The sequence below is a fragment of the Shouchella lonarensis genome (genome assembly GCF_900096965.1).
Lineage (GTDB): Bacteria > Bacillota > Bacilli > Bacillales > Bacillaceae_D > Shouchella > Shouchella lonarensis.
The window spans coordinates 118,517-140,762 of the sequence record NZ_FMYM01000007.1 but is presented as its reverse complement, the minus strand read 5'-3'; the positions used below and the strand labels follow the sequence as shown (position 1 = coordinate 140,762).

Genomic DNA, 22,246 nt, shown 5'->3' with positions numbered 1-22,246 from the left:
GGGATTTCGTATGTCAGATGAAACCATCATACATCGGGGCTATCAGTCTGAAACCTTTTATTTTGAAAAGTCTGGACAGTCCTTTATTCGAAAAGTATTTTTACAAAGCAACGTCGGAAAAGACTGTTTTAATCAAGAAAAACTTGCTCAAAAAACATTTAAACAATTCGATTGGATGTTACCGTGGGAAGAAGAAGACAACAGCATGTTTGTTACAAAGATGTTCCCTTCTGAACATCGTTTAGATCTCATTGCTCCGCAGTTATCCAAAGAGCAACAACAAGATGCAACAGAACAAATTATGTCTATCATATTAGATTTATATGTGCATGGTTTTGCACATTGCGATCTACATGCAAAAAATCTTTTTTATCATAACTCACGCGTTACCCTCATTGATTATGAAACGTTACGAAAATACCCAAACGGTCACCCACCTCCGTTCTTTGAAAGCTACGACCTAACTGGCAAAGGATTAAAAAGCCCTTACGAAACTGGAAATATGTTTTTCTTTAAAGAACACCCCGTGTCAATTTGTAATATTTTACATGTTGCAACATTAGATGAAGCAACCGAGGCACTGAAGACGAAAATCATCTCGGAATTAACATCCGCATCTACAAGTTTTCGGAAAAAGCAAGGAAGACTTGTTCCGAAAAAAACAATGCCTTATGCTACTTTTTCATTGCCTACTATCGAAGTAAAAACAGCACATAGAAATAGCACAAGACGATTACAGCAGTTCGAAATGAACGAGAGCGATTTACGTAATAAAACTTTACTCGATTTAGGGAGTCATTGCGGCTCAATGATTTTTGAATCGCAAAAATTAAAGCCTAAAATGTGTCTTGGAATTGAATATGACGAAGATAAAGTACACGTTGCCAAAAAAATCGCCGCATTTGCAGGTTTAAATCATGTTCAATTTAAACAAGGTGATCTGGAAAAACTTTCGTTAAAGGACTTAAACCACTCCTTTGATGTTGTGTATTGTTTGTCTATTGATGCCCACGTACAAAACAAAGAACATTTATATCGTTTACTAGAAAGCGTCACAAAAGAGCTGTTATTGTTTGAAATGAACACGCTCACCCCTCCCAAGGAGACGATAAAAGATTTCCAGCGTTTAGGCTTCAACACAGTTTCTTTTTTAGGATACTGTGATGATGAACGAGGCAATACCACTCGTGCACTCTTTAAAGCATGGAAATAATATGTTCTGGCTACGGAACAAAAAACAAGCGCACTGAACGATGCATCATCGCCCAGTGCGCTTGTTTAAATTTAATATTTCACAGTACCAATCAGCAACATTAAAGATGCAATTGTCGGCACAGTGACAAAAATGCCTGTTACCATGAATACGGTTGCCCATGTATGATCTTTGTCTTTCATATGCATGAAGAACAATAGCTGCAGAAGCAACTGTACAAAGGCAAGAATCAAGATAAAAGGTACGGCAAAAGAGTGCGGTACAACGTCTGCTGCAACTGCAGCGAAAGCGAGTACCGTTAAGAAAAGCATGAGCACAAACATAATCATTTGGTGCTTAATTTCTTTTTTCATTGCCCGCTTTTCTGCTGCTGTCATTGCACTCTTCTCAAATGGGGTACTTAAATGTTCATCGGCCATGTTAATAACCTCCTGCTCCCATTAAATAAACGACGGTGAAAATGAAAATCCACACAACATCAATGAAGTGCCAATACAAGCTGGCGACATAGAACTTTGGTGCATTCGTCAACGTAATGCCTGAGCGCATGTAGCGGAAAATCAAAATGGTAATCCAACATAAGCCAAACAATACGTGCGCCCCGTGCAGTCCAACGAGCGTGTAGAATGCAGAAGAGAAAGCACTTGTCGTGAACCCAAACTCATAGTCATGGACGTAATGTTGGAACTCGTAAATTTCCATTCCTAAAAACGCAATCCCAAGCACTACAGTAATGATCATCCAAGCCATCATTTGCTTAAATTTGTTTTTCTTCATCGCAAACATGGCGAACACACTTGTCATGGAACTCGTCAAAAGAATCATCGTCATAATGAAAACAAGCGGTAATGCGAATAACTCTGTTGACGTAGGACCATCTCCAACCCCGTTACGCAAACCTAAATACGTTCCGAAAAAAGTTGCAAACATAATGGTTTCGCCACCAAGAAAGAACCAGAAACCAAGAAACTTATTTTTTCCTTCTAACGTTGCCCGCTCTGGATGAGAAGGCAAACCTTTGCTTGTATCAACTATACCCGCCATTATTTGCCTCCTCCCAGTTTCTTCAGGTCAGCTTCAACTTGCTGTTTCGGTACATGATAGCCATGATCTTCTTTAATGGACCGAATCGCCATGCTACCGAATGTCAATAGCCCACCTAAACCAATCACAATCCAAGGGCTCACAATGGTTGACTCCATCTCCAACATGATGAATCCTAATCCTCCGAAATATAAACCGACCGAAATGATGAGCGGTAAAATCGAGCCATTTGGCATATGGATATCAGCCACTGGTTCTGCCGGTTTCATCGTGCCATCTCCATGTACCTTCTCATAGAACAACGGATCGAGTGAACGGACTTGCGGTGTTTGAGCAAAGTTGTACTCAGGTACTGGCGTTGGTGTTGCCCACTCTAATGTCCGTGCATCCCACGGATCATTGACACCAATGACACGCTCACCTTTAAACGCAGAATAAATGATGTTTACAACGAGCAAGATGACCGCAATCGACATGAAAAATGTCCCGACCGTGCTGATCATATTGAATTCATCTAATCCTTGGTTCCCTAAGTATGTGAACACACGACGCGGCATGCCCATCAGTCCGAGGAAATGCTGAATGAAGAAGGTTAAATGGAAACCAACGGTGAATAAAACGAAGAACCATTTTCCGAGCTTCTCATTTAATTTGTGATTAAACATTTTCGGGTACCAATAAAATAGTCCCGCAAATAAGGCAAGCACGATTCCACCCACAATGATGTAATGGAAGTGCGCCACAACAAAGTACGTATCGTGATACAAGTAATCAACTGGTGCCATCGCTAACATGACCCCCGTCACACCACCTAGGACGAATGTCGGCACAAATGATGAAGCGAACAACATCGCCGTGTTAAACGTGATCTTTCCGCCCCACATCGTAAAGAGCCAGTTAAATATTTTGATCCCGGTAGGTACCGCAATCGTCATCGTCGCAATCGCAAAAATCGAGTTTGCGACTGGACCCACACCAACGGTAAACATATGGTGCGCCCACACCATGAATCCTAAGAAGGCAATAATCATCGTCGCAAACACCATGGCGGTGTAACCAAATAAGCGTTTACGCGAGAAAGCTGGGATGACTTCAGAAATAATCCCAAACGCTGGTAATACAAGGATATACACTTCCGGGTGACCAAAAATCCAGAAAATATGTTGCCAAATGACGACATTCCCGCCCATCCCTGGCGCAAAGAAGTTGGCATCAAATATTCGCTCTAACATTAACAATGCAAGCCCTGCTGCAAGCGGCGTAAAGGCAAACAAAATTAACGTTGACGTCACAAAAGATGTCCATACAAACAACGGCAAACGCATCATCGTCATGCCTGGTGCTCGCATGTTAATAATCGTTACAAGAAAGTTAATCGCTGAGATTAATGTTCCAATCCCAGATATTTGTAAACCTAATACGTAAAAATCAATACCTAGTGCACCTTCCGTTGTAGATAGCGGTACGTACGCTGTCCAACCCGCATCAGGTCCGCCACCGAAGAACCAACTTGTTGAAAGCAATAATCCTCCGGCTAAGAAAATCCAAAATCCTAATGCATTGACAAATGGGAAAGCAACATCACGCGCACCAATTTGCAAAGGAATGACATAGTTCATAAAGGCAAACAACAATGGCGTTGCTGCCAAAAACAGCATAATCGTTCCGTGCATGGTAATAAATTCATTAAACGTCTGTCCACTTAAAAATTCATTATTCGGGACCATGAGCTGTATTCTCATGAATAGCGCCATGACACCCGCTTTTACAAAGAAGAGCGCCCCAGCGATTAAATACATAATCCCTAGCTTTTTATGGTCGACTGTTGTTAACCAGTCCATCACGACGCTTTTTTCTTTTTTACTAGCCAATAGAAGACCCTCCTTTACTTAATTAATACGGTTTATCTGCCCCACGCACTTGGAGTGAACGCAAATACTCGATTAACGCATCCATCTCATCGTTACTGATTTCCTTTTCAGGTGGTGGCATCTTCGCACCTTGTTTTAATGACTGCGGATCACGTATCCACGCCGCTAATTTCTCATCATCATCAATATCATGCACTCCAGCAAGCGTCTTTCGGTCACCAAAGTTTGATAATGCTGGTCCTGTTCCCAGCCCTTCGCCACCGACTGCGTGACAGCTAATACAGCCTTTATCCTGAAATACGTCATATCCCGCCTCTGCGTTCACCGCTGTCTGCTCTGCTTCAACCCCTTGCATATCTGCTACCCATGCATCGTATTCATCACGTTCAAGCGCAATGACTTTAAAGTCCATCAACGCATGCGATGGTCCGCATAGCTCCGCACATTTTCCTTGATATACACCGGGTTTCTCTGCTTGAAGCCATAAAGCGTTCGTCACACCTGGAATTGTGTCAATTTTCCCACCAAGCGCCGGTACCCAAAATGAATGAATGACATCTTCCGCGTTCAATTCGAAAACGACCTTTTCACCGACAGGGATATACACTTCTTGTCCTGCCGTAAACCCTTCTCCTACATAATCGAACTGCCACCAATATTGATGCCCAGTTACATCTATGTATACCGAACCTTCATGTTCCTCTGGAACTGCATTCACGTGAAATTTAAACGTTCCGCTCACTGTTGGAATGAATAAAATGATGAGCAAAATGACTGGAATGACTGTCCATGTAATTTCCATTGCCATATTCCCATGTACTTGTTTCGGTAAAGCATCATCACCGTCTTTTCGACGAAATTTCACAAGAATCATAAAGAAAATCACAAATACAACAACAGAAACAAAGGTCATGATAACAAGTGATAAAATCATATTATCATAAATCCATTTTGCTGCTGGTCCTTTTGGATCAAGCGCAGTTAAATTCTCTTTTCCTAGACACCCTGTTAACACGAACAATAAGAGTGTCATCGGCAGAAAACGCCACATGTGTTTCCTAAACATGTCTGTCCCTCACTTTCTTTTTTCCTTTTGATTATAACGCAAAATGTCGACGGTTTCATCAGATTTCACATGTTCACACGATCTTCACATTTCTCACCGTCAAAAAAAATTCGCACACAAAAAATTGACTTTTTCCCCTTGTTTTCCTTAAGATTAGGGAGAGTCGGTGGACGTCCTTTTTACTTTACCACATTTTCCGGCAACTTTACAGACATTCATACACGATTGTGTATGATGATTGAAATACTCGTATCATTATCCACGTAGCTTCTTAGAAGGAAAGGTGAATGAAATTGCATAAAGGTTTAAAACGCTTAGGCGTGATCACCTCTTTAGGTGTTTTACTTGTCCTTATACAAGGTGCACTTGTCACAAAAACTGGTTCTGGTGAAGGGTGCGGTAACACGTGGCCCCTTTGTTTCGGCGAAGTCATTCCGATGGATCCTCCTCCAGAAACGGTGATTGAGTTTTCTCATCGGCTCGTCGCAGGGATTGTCGGTATGCTCGTCATTTTAATGGCGATTTGGTCTTGGCGGCGTTTAAATCACTTAGCTGAGACAAAATTTTTGGCACTGATTTCTGTCTTTATGATTATTTTTCAAGGACTGCTCGGTGCGGGCGCTGTCGTGTTCGGTCAATCAAACCTTATCATGGCCTTACATTTCGGCTTTTCCGCCCTTTCGTTTGCTTCCGTCGTTCTTTTAACGCGGCTTGCCTTTGAAGACGGCCATTTAACTAAACAGTATGTCCCGACGGTCACAAAAGCATACAAGTGGTTTGTCATTCTCACCACCGTGTATACGTATGTCGTCATTTATACAGGCGCATATGTCAAACATACCGGCGCAACCCTTGCTTGTAGCGGTTTCCCGCTTTGTAACGGTGAATTATTGCCTTCACTCACAGGCGGGGCAGGCGCACAAATTGGGGCACAAGTCTTTCACCGTGCCGCAGCGATCACGTTATTCCTACTCTTGGTCATCTTATTCATTTGGACGATGAAGACATTCCGTCACATGCGCGTCCTTTCTGTTTGTGCGTGGCTTGCACTCATTCTTGTCATTGGACAGGCTGCTTCTGGCATTTCTGTCGTCTTTACACTGAATGAGTCGTTGACACTCGGCATTTTCCATGCATTGCTTATTTCATTGTTGTTCACTGTGCTTTGTTATATGGTGATGCTTGTGACGCGGAAATCACGATGAAACAACAATGCCCCGCCTCCACTTTAGATGCGTTGAAGTGGGAGCGGGGTTTTTGTTTGATTTTCTCCATAAAGACAAAAAAGCTCATGACGATATAAACACCTCAATTAAAATAGTAATAATTTCTTTGCGACTGCAGCCGCTTCTTTGCTACGTTGTAACTGCAACCATTACGATTTGGACTGTGCATCATAAAAAAAGACCGCCCCACAAAGTCATCAAAAATGACCTTGTGGACAGCCTTCTTTCTATAAAAACAGCTTTCAATGCGAATACCCCTCACACCCTACTCCACCTCAAGCTCCATCAACAAATCACCTGTCGCAATCGCTTCACCATCGGCAACATGGACTTTTTTAATCTTGCCGTTCACCGCCGCTTGGACGGTGGTTTCCATTTTCATTGCTTCCGTAATCATTAAGTGCGCACCTTTTTCAACAACATCGCCTTCTTTGACAAGTGCTTTAATGACCGTGCCTGGCATGGATGCGCCAATGTGAGATGGATTGTTCTTTTCTGCTTTTGGGCGCACCGTCACTGCCGTTTTCACGTCTGCATCGCGAATCACGACTTCACGCAGTTGACCATTGAGTTCAAAATAAATGATGCGTGTGCCGTCCTCTTGTGGTGCAGAAATAGACACCAGTTTTACGATCAACGTTTTGCCTTTTTCAATCTCGACCTCAATTTGTTCGCCTTCACGCATGCCGTAAAAGAAGGTTGGCGTATCGAGCACAGATACATCACCGAATTGTGCTTTAAATTGCTCGTAAGCCATATATACTTTCGGATAAAGTGCGTAAGAGAGCAAGTCTTCACGCGTCACATTGTGCGTAAGCTTTTCTTCCAGTTCCTCTTTCATTGCCACAAAATCAACTGGTGGCAGCGCCGCGCCTGGTCGTCCTTCTATCGGCTTTCTCCCTTTTAAGATGATCTCTTGTAGTCGTTTCGGGAAGCCACCATAAGGTTGTCCAAGGTGACCTTGGAAAAATTCGACGACAGAGTCAGGAAAGTCTAAGCTGTCTCCACGTTCGTACACATCTTCCTCAGATAAATTGTTTTGCACCATGTATAGCGCCATGTCGCCAACAACTTTCGATGATGGGGTTACCTTAACAATATCACCGAACATGTTATTCACCGTGCGATACATATGCTTCACTTCATGCCACCGCTCAAATAAGCCAACTGCTTTTGCTTGTTGCTGTAAATTGCTATATTGGCCGCCCGGCATTTCATGTTCATACACTTGCGTATGCGGGGCGTTCATGCCGCTTTCAAAGCCATGATAAAATTGGCGTGTTTCAAACCAAAATTCATCTAGTTGCTCGTATGCAGCAATATCCACTTTCGGCTTGCGCGCCGTATCATTTAACGCATAATACAACGTGTTCGCGCTCGGTTGCGACGTAAAGCCGGCCATGGAGCTCACTGCGACATCAACGATATCAACGCCAGCATCAATTGCACGCGCATACGCGAGCACACCGTTTCCACTCGTATCGTGCATATGCAAATGGATTGGGATGGATACCGTCTCTTTTAATGATGCGACTAGTTGATATGCGGCTTCCGGTTTCAAGAGACCGGCCATATCTTTAATCCCTAAAATGTGCGCACCAGCTGCCTCGAGCTCGCGTGCCATTTTTTTATAATAGGAGAGATCATATTTCGTCCGATTTTTATCTAAAATGTCTCCTGTATAACAAACAGCTGCCTCGGCGACTTTGCCACTTTCGCGCACCGAGAAAATCGCTGGTTTCATCGCTTCCACCCAGTTTAAGCTGTCAAAAATACGGAATACGTCCATACCAGCTTCCGCTGAAGCTTGCACAAACTCATGAATGACGTGATCCGGATAGCTTGTATATCCAACACCATTTGATGCGCGCAGCAACATCTGGAATAAAACATTCGGCACTTCTTTCCGCAGCGTCTTTAAGCGCGCCCATGGATCTTCGTGCAAGAAACGCATCGCCACATCAAATGTCGCCCCGCCCCACATCTCCATTGAAAACAAGTTCGGCAGTAAGTGCGCTGTCGGTGCAGCAATTTTTTTCAAATCATGTGTCCGCACACGGGTCGCTAAAAGTGATTGGTGAGCGTCACGGAATGTCGTATCCGTCAATAACACTTCTTTTTGCGCCCGCACCCAATCGACCAGCCCTTCCACACCTTGTGTGTCAAGCACTTGTTTCGTCCCCGCTTGTGCGCGCTCAGAAGAAGGAACTTTTGGCACCGCCGTCTGGTGGAAACGTGGCTTAGCCATTTTTTCTAAACCAGGATAACCGTTTACGACGGTCTCGCCGATAAAAGTCAACATTTTCGTGCCACGGTCTTGGCTTTTTGGAAACACGAATAGCTCTGGTGTTTCGTCAATGAAGCGCGTATTGTAATTGCCGTTTAGAAAATCGGTGTGTGTGACGACGTTTTTTAAGAAAGCAATATTGGTTTTAATGCCGCGTATCCGGAACTCTTGTAAATTCCGCACCATTTTCTTCGCTGACTCAGCAAACGTCAATCCCCACGTCGATACTTTTACTAACAATGAATCGTAATGAGGGCTAATAACCGCCCCTTGAAAACCGTTCCCTGCATCTAGGCGGACCCCAAAACCACCACTCGAACGATAGGCATTGATCCGGCCTGTATCAGGCATAAAGTCATTGGCAGGGTCCTCCGTTGTAATGCGTGACTGAATCGCATACCCGAAACAAGCAATGTCTTCTTGTTTTGGCACGCCAACTGATGTACTATGCAAGGCTTGTCCATCGGCAATTTTTAATTGCGTTTGAACGATGTCAACGCCCGTAATCATCTCTGTAATTGTATGTTCCACTTGCACACGTGGGTTTACTTCAATAAAGTAAAATGATCCATCATCCGTCACAAGAAATTCTACTGTACCGGCATTCATATAATCCACATTTTTCATCAACTTTACTGCCGCATCACAAATGTCTTGCCGCACCGTTTCGCTCAATGACACACTTGGTGCAATTTCCACCACTTTTTGGTGACGTCGTTGCACAGAACAATCGCGCTCATATAGGTGTACCAAGTTTCCTTCTGCATCACCGATAATTTGCACTTCAATATGTTTCGGGCGAGACACAAACTTTTCGACATACACTTCATCATTGCCAAATGCCGATTTTGCTTCTGACTTTGCGCGTTCGTAACTTTCTTGTAACTCTTCAGCTGCCCACACGATTCGCATGCCGCGTCCACCGCCACCGAGTGACGCCTTAATCATGAGTGGGTATCCATGCATAGCAGCAAATTGTTCGACTTCGTCTAATCCACTTACAGGGCCGTCGCTACCTGGAATGACTGGCAATCCTGCTTTAATCGCTTGTGCACGTGCTTCAATTTTGTCACCAAACATATGCAGGTGAATGAGTGCTGGACCAACAAAAATGATACCTTCTTCCTGACACCTTCTGGCAAATTCGATATTCTCTGACAAAAATCCATATCCTGGATGGATGGCATCCACATCATGGAATTTAGCTACTTCAATGATGCCCTCGATATCAAGATACGCAGCAATCGGCTTTTTTCCTTCACCGACCAAATACGCTTCATCCGCTTTGTAACGGTGAAACGCCCCTGTATCTTCTTTTGAATAAATCGCTACTGTCCGTATGTTTAATTCTGAACAAGCCCTGAAAATCCGAATCGCAATCTCACCACGATTTGCGACAAGTACTTTTTTAATCGTCTGCAACTGACTCATGGTTGTCTCCCTCCTGAGCTCTATCTCTACGTCACTAAAGAAAAACTTTTGCAGCAATCACAAGACGGTACGCGACACCGCTTCATCACCTGATCATTCATAAAACAAGCCGGGAACAGAAAATAATGCCCGACTCGTTTATTTCTTTACAGACCCTTCATGTAACAATGCCAATTTGCGTTCTAATTCATGCAAAATATTTTTTGCTTTTTCTTCCTCTACAAGCCCAAGACGAATGGCGAAATCAATCTCTCGTGACAAGCCAAACATCCGTGTATCTAACACCTCTTCATAAAGAGGACATTGCGGCATTGTTAAATTTTCCAACTGCACTTCGATTAGCTGACGAATTTTTTCAGCATCTTCCTGCAACAGGGCATAGGCTTTTTCCCCCTGCTTTGTGATCGCATCAATCCTCAAGGTGTCGCCTCCTCACCTAAATGTACTTGCTTCTTCCATAGTATCTGTATTCTGCTTAAAATGCAATCCTTTTGGCATGCACAATCGCACAATTATGCTATAATGAAAGCGCGGCCGATTTTTATACTAACATAACCGGAGGAGTCATCATGCAAGAATTTGTATTTTTTATTACCGGCAAAGTGAAAAAGCCCTTAACAATTGATCCAAGTGTATGGATTTTCGATGAACGGAAAATAGACCTAAAAAAAAGTTTCGATGAGACGTCGCTCATATCTGAAGAACCTCATCTAAATACATATACAAAAGCGATTTCTGCCCAGTGGGATAAAGAAATCACTGAAGGCGCAACGCCTCCTAATCCGAACCGTGACACAAACCGCATATCATACGATCGTGATTTACTTGAAACTGGCTCGTTTGCGATGCCACTTGCCCCATTCTTTCAAAAAGCTTCGCCACATGACAACGCCACAAACATTGAAATCGAAACACACACAGAAGAAAAATGGACATTCACACGCGAACAAGCGATGCAACTTGTCGCTGCTTTTTGCGAAAATGGAAAACCATTGAAAGAGGACGGACCGATTCATCTATACATTGCAGATGGCATCACGCGCGCGCCGATTCGTCATGTCGCCCGCATTTCTTTTATTTAAGCCGGTCATAATAAGTCGGCGGCAAGTTGTGCCAGTGTGGATCGTTCTCCTTTTACAAGCTTGACATGACCGCTTAATGCTTCTTCCTTGAATGTTTCCACTGCATACGTTAACCCATTCGTGTACTCATCCAAGTATGGGTGGTCAATTTGTTCCGGATCACCCATTAATACCACTTTACTACGCTCTCCGACACGCGTTAAAATGGTTTTCACTTCATGCTTCGTTAAATTTTGCGCCTCATCAATGATCATGTACTGATCGGGCATGCTGCGACCGCGAATATAGGTGAGTGCTTCAATTTGAATGGCGCCCATTCCTGATAAAATGCGGTCTAACTCTACCTGTTTCTTTGTCCCAAACAAAAAATCTAAATTATCATAAATTGGCTGCATCCACGGTCGTAACTTCTCTTCTTTCTCACCAGGTAAATAACCAATATCCTTCCCAAGTGGCACAAGTGGCCTTGTCACGACCATTTTCCGATAAGCATGCATGTCCTCTGTTTGAAATAAGCCCGCTGCTAAAGATAACAACGTTTTTCCAGTACCCGCTTTCCCAACGAGCGTTACTAGTGGGATATCTTTGTTTAATAATAGCTCAAGCACCATCTTTTGTTGGACATTTCGCGCCTGGATTCCCCAGATTGCTTCATCCCTCCCGGTGACGGGTGACAATGTTTGTCCCAAAGCATCAACTTTGGCTAACGCGGAACTTGATCGCTTCAGTGGGTCTTGTAATAGTAAAAATTGATGCGGATAACAAGACGACACCACGTCACGGGTTTGTAACGTACGGGTTTGGAATAATTGTGTCAACATTTCAGGATCGCTCTCTACATGCACATATCCCATATACCCTTCATCTTTTTCCACAATACGCTCATTCAAAAAGTCTTCACTTTGCAAATCAAATGCATCTGCTTTCACACGGACAATCGCATCTTTACTAACTAAGATGACTTTTCTACCTGCAGCTTTCTCATTTTCTTCTAATTGCAAATTTAGGGCAACTGCGATAATTCGGTTGTCATTCGTTCGATCCGCAAACGCGTGTTTTAAATGGTGAAAAGAGCGATGATTCAGTTCGATTCGAATAAACCCACCACGGTCTAACAATACGCCTTGATGCAATTTCCCTCCTTCTCGCAACTGGTCGATCATCCGAGCAATTCGTCTGGCATTATGTCCAACCTCATCCATTTGTCGCTTCTTTGCATCTACTTCCTCTAGCACAATTGCTGGGATTACAACTTCATGTGGCTGAAATTGATAAATTGAGGATGGGTCTTGCAATAGTACACTTGTATCCAAAACATAAATTCGTTTTGCTTCATCCAATGGCTAATCCTCCCTTTGCCTACTTGAGTCAAGCCCTTTATCATTAACATATGTACAAAGTGATGACACTAGACTTCACCGATAAACATTTCTTTTTTCGGCTAGATTGTTTAAAATAGATATATGACTTGCATGGACAACGAAAGGAAGGTCATCTAATGCGTGTAAAATGTGTGCTTTGTGACAAAATTGAAGAAATTGCTGATTTTTCACCTCTAGCAAAAAAACTCCGGAATCGACCGATCCATACATTTATGTGCACAAATTGTCAAACGCGTATTACTGAACAAGTGAATAGACGCAACAAAAATTAGGACATGCGTCCTCAAAAATAATGAACAAGGAAGCTGATAGGGGATGATCCTATCAGCTTCCTTGTTTACTGTGCAATCGTAAAAAACCGCGCCCCCTCGGACACGATTTTTACGGTTGCTATGCGTTTGAAACAAGTGTGGTTTACCGTTGTGCTTTTTCGTCCCCTTTACGATGCAAATGCAGTCGGAATCGGTAAATCCCGAGGACGACCGCTGAAATTGCAAGAACAGCGATGATTGGCGCGCCGAAAATAAACTCCAAAAACCAAAGGAAAAAACTTCCTAGCACTAGCATCGTGTACACAATCAGCCTCTTTAGTAGTGGTAACTTTCGGGCAAAGCCTAAGTGAAAGACAAGCATTGTTAAAGCGACTGTTAAAATAAATGCCCAAAACCCAATCCATGGATTTTCCTCGGTTGCTTGTAATAACCAAGGCAACGTTTTACCTGATGTCGTTCCTGCTGCTACAAAAAACAAGTCTCTTCACCTACCTCTCTGTTGCTACTACGTCATTAGTCCTGTGCGGCAATCTTTCGGCGCTTTTCCTCACGCTCGCGTTCTGACTTACCTAAAATTTTCTTCCGCAAACGAATTGACGCTGGCGTCAGCTCACAATACTCGTCGTCGTTTAAATACTCCAATGCTTCTTCCAGTGTCAAGATGCGTGGACGCTTCATCGTCACCGTTTGGTCTTTCGTTGCCGAACGTACGTTTGTTTGTTGTTTCGTCTTTGTAATGTTGACAGTCAGATCGTTTTCTCGCGTATGTTCGCCAACGATCATCCCTTCATAAATCTCTGTCCCAGGTTCTAAAAAGATCGTCCCGCGGTCTTCAACACCAATGATGCCATACTGCGTCGCTTTCCCTGTTTCCATAGATACAAGCACACCTTGACGTCGCCCGCCAATCTTGCCCGCAACAACAGGCTGATAGGAGTCAAAAGAATGATTGATGATCCCGTATCCGCGTGTTTGTGTTAAGAACTCTGTCGTATAGCCAATTAAGCCACGTGCAGGCACGAGAAACTCTAAGCGTACTTGTCCGCTCGCTGTGTGCGCCATATTGACGACTTCCCCTTTACGCTCTCCAAGCGACTGCATGACGGCACCTTGATATTCTTCCGGTACATCAATTTGTACCCGCTCAACTGGCTCACACTTGACACCATCAACCTCACGGACAATGACTTCCGGTTTCGATACTTGTAACTCGTATCCTTCTCGACGCATGTTTTCAATTAAAATCGACAAATGTAGCTCCCCACGACCTGAAACCACCCAAACATCAGGTGAATCCGTTTGTTCAACGCGTAAGCTCACATCTGTCTCTAATTCTGACAATAACCGCTCCTCTAACTTACGGCTCGTTACATATTTCCCTTCGCGCCCGGCGAACGGTGAGTTATTCACAAGAAACGTCATCTGTAACGTCGGCTCATCAATGCGCAACAGTGGCAGCATTTCTTGATGCTCAAGCGGACATACTGTCTCGCCAACATTAATTTCCTCCATACCTGATACGGCGACAAGGTCTCCTGCGCGCGCTTCTGAAATTTCGATTCGCTTTAAGCCTAAGAAGCCAAACATCTTTGTGACGCGGAACTGTTTGACACTACCATCAATTTTCATCAGTGCCACTTGTTGACCGACTTTCATTGTCCCGCGGAAAATTCTGCCGATCCCGATCCGTCCAACATAGTCGTTGTAATCGAGCATCGTCACTTGAAACTGTAAGGGTTCCTCACTATTATCAATCGGTGCTGGAATATGGGAAACAACCGTCTCAAACAACACATGCATGTTTTCATCTTGACGCTCAGGATCAAGTGATGCTGTGCCATTAATCGCTGATGCATAAACAACCGGGAAGTCCAGTTGATCTTCATCTGCACCTAAATCAATAAACAAATCAATCACTTCATCCACGACTTCATTCGCTCGTGCTGCTGGGCGATCAATTTTGTTCACAACGAGCACAGGCGTTAATTTTTGTTCCAATGCCTTCTTCAATACAAAACGCGTTTGCGGCATACAGCCTTCATATGCATCAACGACGAGCAATACGCCATCGACCATTTTCATAATACGCTCAACTTCACCACCGAAATCAGCGTGACCTGGAGTATCCATAATATTAATACGCGTCTGATGATAATCAATCGCTGTATTTTTAGCTAAAATGGTAATGCCACGTTCCTTTTCAAGTGCATTCGAGTCCATTGCCCGCTCTTGCACCGTTTCATGCTGGGCAAACGTGCCCGATTGCTTCAATAATTCATCCACCAATGTTGTTTTCCCGTGGTCAACGTGGGCAATAATGGCGATGTTGCGTAAATCATCACGTAAAGTCATACATTTCTCTCCTTCTCATTCCAGAGATCAGAATTAGACAACCAAGAAATTCGAGAGAAAACATTGACGAAACCGCATCTATGTTTTGTTTGCCGATCTCTGGTAGCTATGTTCCGATCTGATATGCTGATTACCAGCAGCTGTGTTCTGTACTTTGGACAACTGTACAATTATAGCATAAAGAGCGCTCGTTGCCTATTTTACTCGTCATCGTTTTTCCATGCTTTAAAAATGTTTCGCTTTTTGTCACACGATCACCTTTCACTTTTCCTAATAAACATGTACACTATGAACGAGGTTACTTCAAACAATTTGAAGGATAAGAAACCAGCTCCGCCGCCTTATTTCGTATCAAATTTTCTGGCGACTGTGTTCTGTATTCGAAAAAGGAGGTAGCGTAGTGAAAAAAGACAATATCTTGTTTTTATTACTTGCAATGATTACAGTTGCTGGCATCATGTGTATCGGTGTCGCAGTTGCTGAACGAAGTGTATGGATTGCTTTCATTGCTTGTATAGGGATCTTTTTGGCCATGACCATCGGCTTCCGACTTCGTAAAAAAAATGAAGCACGAGACGAACGTTAACATTTTTATTTAAGTCAGATGCCGCCTTATTTCCTCGTGTAGATTAGACGAGCTAGCAAGCAAGCTCCCTTTTTCTAACATAGATAATGGCGTGCCATCTAAGCGTGTTGCTTTGCAGCCCACTTCTGCTAAAATAACGGCACCAGCTGCATAATCCCATGGCGACAAATTTAAACTCATATACGCATTTAAACGATTCGTGGCTACATACGCCATTTCAAGCGCAGCTGAACCATAGGAACGTGAGCCTCGGCTTGTCCTCACTACTTCAGTTAGCGCCGCTGCATGCTCACCGACAAGCCACCCTGCATTAATTCCTACAACTGCTTTAGAAAGTGACGTTTGCTCCACCTTTGGGAGGAGACGATCATTTAAATAGGCACCTTCACCTTTCAGCGCATGAAAAAATTCCTCGTTCATCACATCATAAATTAATCCGATCATCCCTTCTCCGCCTTGATATACGGCTACTGAAATAGCAAATCCACGCTTTTGGTGGATAAAGTTTGTCGTTCCATCAATCGGATCGACAATCCATACGGTGCCTTCTAGCGATGACAATACTTGAGCTACCCCTTCTTCCCCAAAAAAATGATGCGTCGGATATGCTTCACTAATTTTTTCATAAAAAAACGCCTCTATGTCTTGATCTACTTCAGTAACTAAGTCATCTGGTCCTGATTTTTCGCTAATAACTACTTCCTCTGTCAATGCCGTTTTGATGCGGTCACCTGCTTCAACCATCCACAAGCGCGCCTGGCGTTCAATGTTTCCCCATGTTGCTGTCATACAAGTCTCCTTTCATCTAAACCACTTGTCTTCATCTTTGATGTATATCACTATTATTACATAGTAAGCAAATCGTTTGCACGGAAATCATAAAAACGCTATGCTACTATCTAAACATTAAAAAAGGGATGAGACAAATCTATGACACTTCCTACTTTCACTGCACATGATTTTGCAGCTTTCCACGTTGACGGACTCGCTGAACGAATGGAAGCCATTCAAACGCGCATTCAACCAAAATTTGCAGAAATTGGCGCGACACTTGCGCAAGAACTCTCACTCATGCTTGGACAAGAAATGTTTCTACACATTGCCAAGCATGCACGCCGCAAAACGAACCCACCAAATGACACATGGCTCGCTGTTGCGGAAAACAAGCGTGGTTATAAAAAACATCCACATTTTCAAGTTGGGCTGTTTGACGATCATGTATTCATTTGGCTTGCTTATATTTATGAATGCCCAGACAAACAAGCCATTGCCAATACATTTCTTGCTCACGAACAAACATTAAAAGAAACCATTCCTGACCATTACGTCGTTTCACTTGACCATATGAAAAAAGAAGCGACGCCTTTTTCTACGCTTGACTTACGTGCATCTTTGCAACGTTTCCATTCAATCAAAAAGGCAGAATGGCTCGTCGGTCGTCATATACCAGCCGAGAGTCCGATTTTAAAGGACGGTCATAAGCTAATGGCAACCATCATAGAAACCGTTCAAACGTTGTGTCCAATTTATCAACTATCTAGACAGCTTTAGCGCGTGCGCTAAAGCTTAATACGTTCTTGCGGTTTTGCTTGCTTAGCAGCCTGCACAACATGATAACAAGACGTGCCTATTTCCTTGTCAATGTCCTTAAACAACTGCTTCTCTTCAGATTTTGCAGGAACAACTTCTTTAAATTGCTCATAACGGCGCAAAATCTCCCTTGCCTCTACCCCTTGTTCAAACACGCGTGCGATACAATCACAAAATTCGGCAACAATGACCACTTCATTTTGCGTCCATTCATCATTCAGTGGAATATTCATCAGCGCTCCTCCTCGACAGGTTTTCTACACGTTTTCTTCCTTATGTTTTCCAAACAGATAGTCAAACATAAGGATTCTTGCTATACTTTTCATGTGACTTTTTTAATCACGGAAATGAGGGATCCTCTTTGACACATATACATGAACAAACCCCTTTACTTACAGGTCTTGTCACTTATGCAAAAAAGAAACCGCTTCCGTTCCATATCCCGGGACATAAACGCGGAAAGGGAATGGACGAACAGTTTCGTACACTAATGGGTGCTGAAGCGCTCGCGCTTGACTTAATCAACCTTGCCCCACTTGATGACCTTCACCATCCGCAAGGCATGATTGCTGACGCACAAAAGCTTGCCGCGCACGCTTTCGGTGCGGACCACACGTTTTTTTCAGTACAAGGGACAAGCGGTGCCATTATGACCATGATCATGGCGGTATGTAAACCGGGTGATAAAATCATTATGCCACGAAATGTTCATAAATCAGTCATGTCAGCAATTATTTTTTCAGGTGCACTTCCCATTTTTATTCACCCTGTTTTAGATAACGATCATGGCATTGCGCACGGAATCACAACAAATGCTGTCGAAAAAGCGATCGCAACACATCCTGACGCCAGAGCCATCCTTCTCATTAATCCGACCTACTTCGGATTTGTCTGTGATTTAAAAGCGATCGTTGCCCTCGCACATGATGCTGCAATTCCTGTCCTCGTTGATGAGGCGCATGGTGTCCACATTCACTTTCACAATGCACTTCCGATGAGTGCAATGACCGCAGGCGCAGACATGGCGGCAACAAGTGTCCATAAGTTAGGTGGCTCACTCACGCAAAGCTCTGTGTTAAATGTGCGCGCTGGACTCGTCTCCGTTGAGCGCACCGCCGCCCTTATGAGTATGCTGACAACGACGTCTACATCCTACCTATTGCTGGCGTCTCTTGATGCTGCACGCAAACATTTGGCACTCTACGGGCAAGCGTATCTTGAACAAACCATTGCCCTTTCCCACTGGGCACGTAACGCGATCAATGAAATAAATGGTCTTTATTGTATCGGAGAAGAAGTGTGCCAGTCAAGTGCAACCTTTGCACAAGACCCAACAAAATTGTTCATTTCCTTAAAAGGACTGACTATCACGGGCTATGAGGCAGAAATATGGTTGCGAAAACATGCAAACATTGAAGTAGAACTGTCAGATCTGTACAACATTTTATGTGTGATCACACTAGGAGACGACGAAGAAAGCATTCACATGCTCCTATCCGCGCTTGAAAACTTAGCTACACGCTATCGTCGTACAGAAACAATCGCGACAACAATTCCAGTTGAATTACCTGAAATCCCCACGTTGGCACTCTCTCCCCGAGAAGCTTTTTACGCTGAAACAGAAGTGATTCCATTTGATCAATCTGCCGGCAGAATCATTGCAGAGTTTATTATGGTTTACCCACCAGGCATCCCGATTCTTAGTCCTGGGGAACTCATTACAACAGAAAACTTAGCTTACGTTCAAAAGAATGTTGCTGCTGGATTGCCTGTCCAAGGACCAGAAGATGCGACACTTGCAACATTAAAAGTCATTCGCGAACAAGAGGCCATTAAATAAAGAGGGTGCAACAGTATGTCACACCCTCCCCCTAATTGGTATTATTTAAATTATTTTTGTGCATCTTGCTCCTCTTCCTTCACTTGGCACGTCGCACAAACACCTGTTGCATAAAGACGACTCACTTTTTCCCCTTCAAAATGGTCCATCAGTTGATCACAATGTTGACAAACGATTGTACCCATCTTAAAATCCCCCTCCCTCATATGAAAACGCTTCCTTCATACTTTATTTTATTATAGTATGACTCAATGTGTGCGTCAAGCGTTAATTAGTATGTCACAATTGACATGAAGGTGAAAAGGGGTCAACACTAATTGGCTACGTCTACTGTTTGAATTTCTAGTGGATCAACAAATTCGTACCCTTGATCACGAAGTCCAATGACAATGTCTGCTAATCCTTCTGCAGACCATTTTCGGTCATGCATTAACAAATTCGCTCCTGGTTGTAAATATTCACTATTCACCATCACCTCCGCTATCGATGCCCCTGTTTGATAATTCGGCTCCCAGTCGTAACCATACGTCCAGTTCATTAATGTCATCCCTTCCCGCTTTGCTAGTTCCCGAACATGATCTGTGTTCACACCAAATGGTGCGCGAAAAAAGCGCGGGCGTTCTCCAATAATAGACGCCACTAAATCATTTAAAGCGACGATTTCTTCTGTTTGTGCTGTAGTTGATAGCTCACTTAGACGCGCATGAGTCATCGTATGATTCCCAATCGCAAACCCAAGCTCATATATTTCCTTAAGCTTGTCCTTGCCACGATCATCCTCTAAAAAATGACCATTCACGAAAAAAATTGCTGGTGCATCCACTTCTTTTAACGTCCGCGCCATTTCCACACTATAGTGTTCTGGTGCATCATCAATGGTTAATAACACCAATTTCTTGTTTGTATTTATTTCAGGGAGTGGCTGCACTAAATATGTTTTTGGATCAATTTCATATTTCACTTCCACTTTACTCGTCACTTCCGTCTGTTCACGAGGAACGGATACATCCCTTTTTGATGGCTCATTGTCGTTCCTACATGCAGCCAATAAGGCAACGACACATGCGATCAATACCCACCCTTTTTTCATCATCATCTCTCCCATTCACTTTTGTTTTAACTTAATAAATCGCATTGCCTTTTGTACGGTTATCTCCATATTCGTATACATTTTCCCAAAAAACTTCATACTAAGCGAAATCAAACGTTTATCCCTTCATTTCCAACAGAGAACAGCTTTTTTTACCATTTTACAACCATATCCATCACTTGGAAAGATACTTTACCTATGTTACGATTTTATTTTACAAGAAAAAAGAAGGGTCTGAGAACTAAATATGAAACAAATAACAACAGTGTTTTACGTATCTCTCTCTATTGCAATTGCCTTCATACTATGGGGTGCCATTGCGCCAACAAATATGAAAGACATTACTGAAACGATTCAAAAAATGATTACTTCTGAACTCGGATGGTTTTACTTACTATCAGCTACATTTTATGTTGGGGTCGGCATCTATTTAATCTTCAGTCCTTATGGTAAAATAAAATTAGGGAAACCAGATGAAGAACCTGAATACAACTACTTAACATGGTTTGCTTTCCTGTTTACAGCAGGAATGGGGATTGGTCTTGTCTTTTGGGGGGCAGCAGAACCATTATCACATTTTTTCTCGCCACCTTATGCAGCGCCTGAAACGAAACAAGCTGCAGCTGAAGCAATGCGTTATTCTATTTTTCATTGGGGCATTCATCCATGGGCCATTTACGCTGTCGTTGCTTTGACCCTTGCCTATTTTCAATACCGCAAAGATGAGCCGGCATTATTTAGTTCTACATTTCGCCCATTAATTGGTCATCGCGTCACCGGTCCAATCGGGAAATTAATTGATGTGTTTGTTGTGTTTGCAACGGTATTTGGCACAGCCACATCACTTGGTTTTGGTGCAGCTCAAATTACTGCGGGCATTCGCTATGTATTTCCACAACTGCAAGATTTTAACGTATATATTTTCCAAGTTGTCGTCATTGTTATTGTGACCATCTTATTTAGTTTATCTGCTGCAACAGGGATTGACAAAGGGATACGCATTTTAAGCAACTTGAATGTCCGTCTTGCAATCATTTTAATGACGTTCATTTTATTTTTAGGACCAACAAGCCACATCATGGGCGTCTTTACACAAGGCATCGGTAGTTATGCGCAAAACTTTTTTAGTATGAGTTTTACAATGGATGTTTACAACCCTGAATCATCGTGGGTGCAAGACTGGACCATCTTTTACTGGGCTTGGTGGATTTCTTGGGCACCGTTTGTCGGTGCGTTTATTGCGCGGGTTTCACGTGGACGTACCATTCGAGAGTTCGTTATAGGTGTCATCGCTCTACCATCTTTATTTGGCACGCTATGGTTTAGCGTTTTCGGAGGATCAAGCCTCTATTTTGAAAGTATTGGGAGAGACTTATACTCTCACATGCAAGAAAGTGGCACAGAAATGGCGCTCTTCTCTTTGCTAGAACAGTTCCCTTTAACATTTGTCATTTCGATCATCGCTGTATTGTTAATTTGCTCTTTCTTTATTACATCTGTTGATTCAGCTACAGTCGTTCTTGGCATGCAAACAACTGGTGGAAATCTCAATCCACCCGGTATCGTTAAATTCATCTGGGGACTCATTATTTCTGGTACTGCCGCTGTATTGCTCATTACAGGTGGCAAAGCAGGAACAGGACTTACTGCATTACAAACCGCATCCATTATTGGTGCCTTTCCGTTCGCCGTCATTATCATTTTAATGATTGTTTCACTCTTTAAAGAGTTGCGTTCCGAAAAAGCCATTCTTGTTGTCGATCGAGAGCGAGTTCGTCAAGAGCGACTTGCCTTAAGGACAGAACGAGAACGTGTGAGACGAGAGCAACACATCCTAAAACGAGAACAACAACGATTTAAGAAGGAAAAGGAAAAATCTACGCCTCCAAGGAAAAATGACTAATTAACCCTTTT

General features: G+C 43.1%; 21 protein-coding genes. 8 read left to right on the top strand and 13 right to left on the bottom strand.

Annotated features, from left to right (window positions below; genetic code table 11):
- Positions 1–10 precede the first annotated feature (10 nt).
- Positions 11–1,213 carry a class I SAM-dependent methyltransferase gene (locus BLT29_RS08835; protein WP_090775950.1) on the top strand — a complete coding sequence of 401 codons (1,203 nt, stop codon included), beginning with the start codon at positions 11–13 and terminating at the stop codon, positions 1,211–1,213.
- 71 nt (positions 1,214–1,284) lie between these two features.
- On the opposite strand, the gene BLT29_RS08830 is transcribed toward BLT29_RS08835, so the two are convergent.
- Genes BLT29_RS08830 through coxB form a run of 4 tightly spaced genes read right to left on the bottom strand, consistent with a single transcriptional unit; the run spans position 1,285 to position 5,194 of the window.
- Positions 1,285–1,632 carry a cytochrome C oxidase subunit IV family protein gene (locus BLT29_RS08830; protein ID WP_090775949.1) on the bottom strand — a complete coding sequence of 116 codons (348 nt, stop codon included), beginning with the start codon at positions 1,630–1,632 and terminating at the stop codon, positions 1,285–1,287.
- 1 nt (position 1,633) lies between these two features.
- Positions 1,634–2,257 carry a cytochrome (ubi)quinol oxidase subunit III gene (locus BLT29_RS08825; protein ID WP_090775948.1) on the bottom strand — a complete coding sequence of 208 codons (624 nt, stop codon included), beginning with the start codon at positions 2,255–2,257 and terminating at the stop codon, positions 1,634–1,636.
- A complete protein-coding gene (gene ctaD, locus BLT29_RS08820; RefSeq protein WP_090776010.1) occupies positions 2,257–4,098 on the bottom strand; it encodes a cytochrome c oxidase subunit I in 1,842 nt (613 codons plus the stop codon). The genes BLT29_RS08825 and ctaD overlap by 1 nt, the downstream gene beginning before the upstream one ends.
- A gap of 52 nt (positions 4,099–4,150) precedes the next feature.
- Positions 4,151–5,194, bottom strand: a complete 1,044-nt coding sequence (coxB, locus tag BLT29_RS08815; RefSeq protein WP_090775947.1) for a cytochrome c oxidase subunit II — start codon at positions 5,192–5,194, stop codon at positions 4,151–4,153.
- Positions 5,195–5,487: 293 nt separating this feature from the next.
- On the opposite strand from coxB, the gene BLT29_RS08810 reads away from it, so the two are divergent.
- On the top strand, positions 5,488–6,399 hold the full coding sequence (locus BLT29_RS08810) for a COX15/CtaA family protein (protein ID WP_090776009.1): 912 nt from the start codon (positions 5,488–5,490) through the stop codon (positions 6,397–6,399).
- A 286-nt stretch (positions 6,400–6,685) separates the two neighbouring features.
- On the opposite strand, the gene pyc is transcribed toward BLT29_RS08810, so the two are convergent.
- Together pyc and BLT29_RS08800 are read right to left on the bottom strand one after the other, a co-directional pair.
- A complete protein-coding gene (pyc, locus tag BLT29_RS08805) occupies positions 6,686–10,138 on the bottom strand; it encodes a pyruvate carboxylase (RefSeq protein WP_090775946.1) in 3,453 nt (1,150 codons plus the stop codon).
- A gap of 138 nt (positions 10,139–10,276) precedes the next feature.
- Positions 10,277–10,558, bottom strand: coding sequence for an Fpa/YlaN family protein (locus tag BLT29_RS08800; protein ID WP_090775945.1), 282 nt, complete (start codon positions 10,556–10,558; stop codon positions 10,277–10,279).
- Positions 10,559–10,707: 149 nt separating this feature from the next.
- On the opposite strand from BLT29_RS08800, the gene BLT29_RS08795 reads away from it, so the two are divergent.
- Complete coding sequence (locus BLT29_RS08795; RefSeq protein WP_090775944.1) at positions 10,708–11,220, top strand: hypothetical protein; 513 nt, start codon at positions 10,708–10,710, stop codon at positions 11,218–11,220.
- Positions 11,221–11,225: 5 nt separating this feature from the next.
- Here BLT29_RS08795 and BLT29_RS08790 read toward each other — a convergent pair whose 3' ends face one another.
- Positions 11,226–12,560, bottom strand: a complete 1,335-nt coding sequence (locus BLT29_RS08790) for a PhoH family protein (protein WP_090775943.1) — start codon at positions 12,558–12,560, stop codon at positions 11,226–11,228.
- A gap of 158 nt (positions 12,561–12,718) precedes the next feature.
- Here BLT29_RS08790 and BLT29_RS08785 point away from each other — a divergent pair, with 158 nt between their 5' ends.
- Positions 12,719–12,874 carry a YlaI family protein gene (locus BLT29_RS08785; protein ID WP_090775942.1) on the top strand — a complete coding sequence of 52 codons (156 nt, stop codon included), beginning with the start codon at positions 12,719–12,721 and terminating at the stop codon, positions 12,872–12,874.
- 142 nt (positions 12,875–13,016) lie between these two features.
- Here the strand turns inward: BLT29_RS08785 and BLT29_RS08780 are convergent, their stop codons facing one another.
- Together BLT29_RS08780 and typA are read right to left on the bottom strand one after the other, a co-directional pair.
- Complete coding sequence (locus BLT29_RS08780; RefSeq protein WP_090775941.1) at positions 13,017–13,352, bottom strand: YlaH-like family protein; 336 nt, start codon at positions 13,350–13,352, stop codon at positions 13,017–13,019.
- A gap of 35 nt (positions 13,353–13,387) precedes the next feature.
- Positions 13,388–15,226 (bottom strand): translational GTPase TypA, encoded by a 1,839-nt coding sequence (gene typA / locus BLT29_RS08775; RefSeq protein ID WP_090775940.1) that lies wholly within the window; start codon positions 15,224–15,226, stop codon positions 13,388–13,390.
- A 400-nt stretch (positions 15,227–15,626) separates the two neighbouring features.
- Between typA and BLT29_RS08770 the strand changes: the two genes are divergently transcribed.
- Positions 15,627–15,812 carry a DUF5325 family protein gene (locus tag BLT29_RS08770; protein WP_090775939.1) on the top strand — a complete coding sequence of 62 codons (186 nt, stop codon included), beginning with the start codon at positions 15,627–15,629 and terminating at the stop codon, positions 15,810–15,812.
- Between the two features lie 9 nt (positions 15,813–15,821).
- On the opposite strand, the gene BLT29_RS08765 is transcribed toward BLT29_RS08770, so the two are convergent.
- The gene (locus BLT29_RS08765) at positions 15,822–16,601 is read right to left on the bottom strand and encodes an inositol monophosphatase family protein (protein ID WP_090775938.1); all 780 of its coding nucleotides are present in this window, start codon (positions 16,599–16,601) and stop codon (positions 15,822–15,824) included.
- 141 nt (positions 16,602–16,742) lie between these two features.
- On the opposite strand from BLT29_RS08765, the gene BLT29_RS08760 reads away from it, so the two are divergent.
- Positions 16,743–17,363, top strand: a complete 621-nt coding sequence (locus tag BLT29_RS08760; RefSeq protein ID WP_090775937.1) for a DUF1054 domain-containing protein — start codon at positions 16,743–16,745, stop codon at positions 17,361–17,363.
- An 8-nt stretch (positions 17,364–17,371) separates the two neighbouring features.
- Here the strand turns inward: BLT29_RS08760 and BLT29_RS08755 are convergent, their stop codons facing one another.
- Entirely contained in the window at positions 17,372–17,635 is a 264-nt protein-coding gene (locus BLT29_RS08755; RefSeq protein WP_090775936.1) for a UPF0223 family protein, read from the bottom strand.
- A gap of 137 nt (positions 17,636–17,772) precedes the next feature.
- On the opposite strand from BLT29_RS08755, the gene BLT29_RS08750 reads away from it, so the two are divergent.
- A complete protein-coding gene (locus BLT29_RS08750; RefSeq protein ID WP_437182637.1) occupies positions 17,773–19,242 on the top strand; it encodes an aminotransferase class I/II-fold pyridoxal phosphate-dependent enzyme in 1,470 nt (489 codons plus the stop codon).
- A 50-nt stretch (positions 19,243–19,292) separates the two neighbouring features.
- Here the strand turns inward: BLT29_RS08750 and BLT29_RS08745 are convergent, their stop codons facing one another.
- Positions 19,293–19,427: a GapA-binding peptide SR1P gene (locus BLT29_RS08745; RefSeq protein ID WP_090775934.1), complete on the bottom strand. Its 135-nt coding sequence runs from the start codon at positions 19,425–19,427 to the stop codon at positions 19,293–19,295.
- 128 nt (positions 19,428–19,555) lie between these two features.
- On the bottom strand, positions 19,556–20,332 hold the full coding sequence (locus BLT29_RS08740; RefSeq protein WP_090775933.1) for a polysaccharide deacetylase family protein: 777 nt from the start codon (positions 20,330–20,332) through the stop codon (positions 19,556–19,558).
- Positions 20,333–20,579: 247 nt separating this feature from the next.
- Between BLT29_RS08740 and BLT29_RS08735 the strand changes: the two genes are divergently transcribed.
- Positions 20,580–22,235: a glycine betaine uptake BCCT transporter gene (locus tag BLT29_RS08735; protein WP_090775932.1), complete on the top strand. Its 1,656-nt coding sequence runs from the start codon at positions 20,580–20,582 to the stop codon at positions 22,233–22,235.
- The last annotated feature ends 11 nt before the right edge of the window (positions 22,236–22,246 follow it).

Coding starts and splice junctions, on each gene's coding strand:
- typA (WP_090775940.1), bottom strand. CDS start 15,226: ATGACTTTACGTGATGATTTACGCAACATCGCCATTATTGCCCACGTT.
- BLT29_RS08835 (WP_090775950.1), top strand. CDS start 11: ATGTCAGATGAAACCATCATACATCGGGGCTATCAGTCTGAAACCTTT.
- BLT29_RS08755 (WP_090775936.1), bottom strand. CDS start 17,635: ATGAATATTCCACTGAATGATGAATGGACGCAAAATGAAGTGGTCATT.
- BLT29_RS08760 (WP_090775937.1), top strand. CDS start 16,743: ATGACACTTCCTACTTTCACTGCACATGATTTTGCAGCTTTCCACGTT.
- BLT29_RS08740 (WP_090775933.1), bottom strand. CDS start 20,332: ATGAAAAAAGGGTGGGTATTGATCGCATGTGTCGTTGCCTTATTGGCT.
- BLT29_RS08785 (WP_090775942.1), top strand. CDS start 12,719: ATGCGTGTAAAATGTGTGCTTTGTGACAAAATTGAAGAAATTGCTGAT.
- ctaD (WP_090776010.1), bottom strand. CDS start 4,098: ATGGACTGGTTAACAACAGTCGACCATAAAAAGCTAGGGATTATGTAT.
- pyc (WP_090775946.1), bottom strand. CDS start 10,138: ATGAGTCAGTTGCAGACGATTAAAAAAGTACTTGTCGCAAATCGTGGT.
- coxB (WP_090775947.1), bottom strand. CDS start 5,194: ATGTTTAGGAAACACATGTGGCGTTTTCTGCCGATGACACTCTTATTG.
- BLT29_RS08795 (WP_090775944.1), top strand. CDS start 10,708: ATGCAAGAATTTGTATTTTTTATTACCGGCAAAGTGAAAAAGCCCTTA.
- BLT29_RS08825 (WP_090775948.1), bottom strand. CDS start 2,257: ATGGCGGGTATAGTTGATACAAGCAAAGGTTTGCCTTCTCATCCAGAG.
- BLT29_RS08745 (WP_090775934.1), bottom strand. CDS start 19,427: ATGGGTACAATCGTTTGTCAACATTGTGATCAACTGATGGACCATTTT.
- BLT29_RS08735 (WP_090775932.1), top strand. CDS start 20,580: ATGAAACAAATAACAACAGTGTTTTACGTATCTCTCTCTATTGCAATT.
- BLT29_RS08830 (WP_090775949.1), bottom strand. CDS start 1,632: ATGGCCGATGAACATTTAAGTACCCCATTTGAGAAGAGTGCAATGACA.
- BLT29_RS08765 (WP_090775938.1), bottom strand. CDS start 16,601: ATGACAGCAACATGGGGAAACATTGAACGCCAGGCGCGCTTGTGGATG.